Consider the following 3,569-nt stretch of genomic DNA (forward strand, 5'->3'; position numbering starts at 1 on the left):
CGATCGCCCGCGCCAACCCCGGCGGGCTGGGCGACGCGCCGGCCGAGGACGTGCGCGCCGCCCCGAGCATCGACCTGCGTGCCGCGATGGCGCTGGCGGCCGGCCGCGACCGGATCGCGCGCCAGTACCGCGACGGCTATGCCGATGTGTTCGACGTCGCGCTGCCCGCATTGGGCCCGGGCTTTGCATGCCCGCACGGGGGCGCCTGCGCGTCGCCGGACGCGGCCACCACGGCGGCGGTGCAGCGGCTCTACATTGCACTGCTGGGCAGCTTTGCCGATTCACACATTGTCCGCAAACACGGCGAGGCGGTGGCACAGACTGTCATGGCCTCGGCGCAGGCCTGGCGCGGCGCGGGCGGCATGGATGCGGCGCCCGCCTTCGCGGCCTGGGACGAATGGCTGAAGGAACACGGCATCAACCCCGGTACCACCGCCGACCTGACGGTGGCCACGCTGATGATCGCCGGCCTGGTCGACGATCGATGGCACGGAACGTGATAACAGACCTGAAGCACTGGCGCCTTGCCAGTGTCGGGAACGTCCCCACAAACCCATACAGGAGATGACACAACCATGGCCAAGATCGATCGCATGATGGTCGGGGAGTCGCTCGTCGGAGAGGGCAATGAAGTTGCCCACATCGACCTGCTCATCGGACCGCGCGGCAGCCCCGCCGAATCCGCCTTCGCCAACGCGCTGACCAACAACAAGGACGGCTTCACCTCGCTGCTCGCCGTGGTGGCCCCGAACCTGTTGACCAAGCCTGCCACCGTGATGTTCAACAAGGTCACCATCAAGGGCGCCAAGCAGGCCGTTCAGATGTTCGGCCCGGCGCAGCGCGGCGTGGCGATGGCCGTGGCCGACTGCGTCGAGGACGGCACGATCCCGCCGGGTGAGGCGGACAACCTGTTCATCTGCGTCGGCGTGTTCATCCACTGGCTGGCCGACGACGACAAGAAGATCCAGGACTTCAACTACCGCGCCGTCAAGGAGTCGATCAAGCGCGCGGTGGCCGGCCAGCCGACCGCGGCCGAGGTGGTCGCGAAGAAGGGGTCGACGCCGCATCCGTTCGCGGCGGGCTGACGTTCAACGGGGCGGAGTGCCAGGCACCAGCCCCGAGCCGAGCAGCTGCACGACGGTCGCCGAACGGCCGGCCGCCGACAGCGGGCTCGCGGTGCGCTCGATCTGCACGCCCACCGCCGCCACATCCGCGAACTTGCGCGGCTTGACGATCTTCACGCGCACCCAGCTCGCACCGAACTCGCCGAGCAGGATGTCGGCCACCGTCTCGGCCAGCGCCTCCAGCAGCTTCAACTGGTGCTCGGCCAGCAGGCGCAGCAGGCGTTCGCGCACCACGCTGTAGTCGATGGTGTCGACGATGCGGTCGGTGTCGCAGGCGCGCGCCCTGGGCAGGCCGGCATGCACGTCGATCACCAGCGGCTGCGGCCGGTGCAGCTCGGTCTCGTGGATGCCGATGACCGTTTCGCCGACAAGGCCTTCGATGAAGATCAGGTCGAGCGGCGGTGTCGGATCGGCATCGAGCGCCGGGTTCGCGTGGCGGTTGGGGCTGGTCATCGTGTCTCCAGGGTTGTTTCCTCGGCGAGTCGCAAAAAGCAGACCACGGTAGGGACTCATCGTTTCACCCGGTATGCAGCGCGCGGCATCGCACCAGAATGAGGGTCCTGCGGTCTCTGGGGGAAGCACATGGCATTGGTGTTGCGCACGGGCGAGGATCGGCATGCCGAGCATGTGATGGACATCGTGCGCGGCGGCGCCCAGGATTCGGCCAACGACGTCGTCACGCAGTCGTGGAGCCGCTGCCTGAACGAGTACCGGCTGCACCCCGACAAGGCCCGCGAACCGGCCGTCATCAGCCATGCCGCGCTCGAGGAGCGGCGCGAGCGCCAGGCCGACGTGATCGACAGCGCCCGCTACGAGATGACTACGCTGTACCAGCAGCTCGGCGATGCCGACTCGGCGGTGGTGCTGACCGACATCGACGGCGTGATCGTGCACATGGTCGCCTCCACCGAGTTCGCCGCCGAAATGGGGCCGCTCGGCCTGCGCCCCGGCGGCATGTGGAGCGAGACCGAGGCCGGCACCAACGGCATGGGCACCTGCCTGGCCGCCGCGGCACCGATCTCGGTGCGCCGCGAAGACCACTTCTTCACGCACTTCACGCAGCTCACCTGCTCGGCGGTGCCGGTGTACGACCCGTCGGGCCACATCGCCGCGGTGCTCGACGTCACCAGCCGCTCCAGCATGATGCAGCAGCACCTGCTGGTGCTGCTGGGCATGACGGCGCGCATGATCGAGAACCGCCTGATCGACCGGCGCTTCCGCAACGCGCACCCGCTGCACTTCCACAGCCGGCCCGAGTTCGTCTACACGCTGCATGAAGGCCGGCTCGCCGTCGGCGACGACGGCCGCATCCTCGCGGCCAACCGCAGCGCGCTGTTCCAGCTCGGGCTGCAGACGGTCGACGAGATCCGCTCGCGCCACATCGAGGACCTGTTCCAGACATCGCTCGAGGACATGCTGCAACGCAGCACCCAGTCGTCGTTCCACCCGATCGTGACCTTCCGCGCCAACGCGGCGCTGCGCTTCTTCGCCGTCGCACGGCGGCCGGCCACCGAATCGGGCGCCACGGTGCACGCGCTGTCGGGGGCTGCGGGCCCCTCCTCCACCGCCTCCTCCACGCCCTCGACGGCAGTGGCCCGGCTCGCGCCGCGCGCGGCGACGGCGGCACGCGCGTCGGCGCAATCGCCGACCTTCAACGACACGCGCCTGGCGGCCCACCTCGAGACCGCGCGCCGCGTCATCGCGCGCCAGACGCCGGTGCTGCTGTGCGGCGAGACCGGTTCCGGCAAGGAGGTGTTCGCCCGCGCGGTGCACGAGGCGAGCCCGCATGCCGGCGGCGCCTTCGTCGCGATCAACTGCGCGAGCCTGCCGGAGACGCTGATCGAATCCGAACTGTTCGGCTACCGCGCCGGCGCCTTCACCGGCGCGCAGCGCACCGGCCGGCGCGGCAAGATCCTGCAGGCCGACGGCGGCACGCTGTTCCTCGACGAGATCGCCGACATGCCGCTGGACCTGCAGGCGCGGCTGCTGCGCGTGCTCGACGAACGGCAGGTCACGCCGCTCGGCACCGAAGAGACCTACGCGGTCGACTTCCAGCTCATCAGCGCCAGCCACCAGCGGCTGCCCGAGCTGGTGCGCGAGGGGCGCTTCCGCGAAGACCTGTACTACCGCCTGTCGGGCATCGAGCTGCTGCTGCCGGCGCTGCGCGAGCGCAGCGACAAGCGCGAGCTGATCCATGGCGTGCTGAAGGCCGAAGGCGGCCGCGGCGCCGCGCTCAGCAGCGCGGCCGAGCGCTTGCTGATGGAACATGCGTGGCCCGGCAACATCCGCCAGCTGCGCCATGTGCTGCGCACCGCGGCCGCGCTGGCCGATGGCGAGACCATCCAGTGCGAGCACCTGCCAGGCCTGCACGACGACAGCGCCGCCGCCACGCCGCGCGCTGCGGCGAGCCTGCCGCCGGTGGTCTCGGCCGTGCCCCTGCTGCCG

At 70.2% G+C, this 3,569-nt stretch carries 4 protein-coding genes; 3 read left to right on the forward strand and 1 reads right to left on the reverse strand.

Translation table 11 applies throughout. The features are described 5' to 3' along the window. Window positions 1–500 (forward strand): triphosphoribosyl-dephospho-CoA synthase (locus AC1D1T_RS31075; protein ID WP_477993228.1); only part of this gene is annotated, 500 nt, incomplete at its 5' end. Between the two features lie 75 nt (window positions 501–575). Next, the gene (gene fae / locus AC1D1T_RS31080) at window positions 576–1,085 is read left to right on the forward strand and encodes a formaldehyde-activating enzyme (RefSeq protein ID WP_047502303.1); all 510 of its coding nucleotides are present in this window, start codon (window positions 576–578) and stop codon (window positions 1,083–1,085) included. A 3-nt stretch (window positions 1,086–1,088) separates the two neighbouring features. Here the strand turns inward: fae and AC1D1T_RS31085 are convergent, their stop codons facing one another. Further along, window positions 1,089–1,577, reverse strand: coding sequence for a dihydroneopterin aldolase (locus tag AC1D1T_RS31085; protein ID WP_465112218.1), 489 nt, complete (start codon window positions 1,575–1,577; stop codon window positions 1,089–1,091). A 129-nt stretch (window positions 1,578–1,706) separates the two neighbouring features. On the opposite strand from AC1D1T_RS31085, the gene AC1D1T_RS31090 reads away from it, so the two are divergent. Then, window positions 1,707–3,569, forward strand: a 1,863-nt coding sequence (locus AC1D1T_RS31090; RefSeq protein ID WP_477993229.1) for a sigma-54-dependent Fis family transcriptional regulator, incomplete at its 3' end; no start/stop codon positions are given.

Source organism: Rhizobacter sp. P2_H3, assembly GCF_056403355.1.

What these genes read in the sequence shown, in the direction of transcription:
- AC1D1T_RS31085 (WP_465112218.1), bottom strand. Translation starts at nt 1,577, where the DNA reads ATGACCAGCCCCAACCGCCACGCGAACCCGGCGCTCGATGCCGATCCG.
- fae (WP_047502303.1), top strand. Translation starts at nt 576, where the DNA reads ATGGCCAAGATCGATCGCATGATGGTCGGGGAGTCGCTCGTCGGAGAG.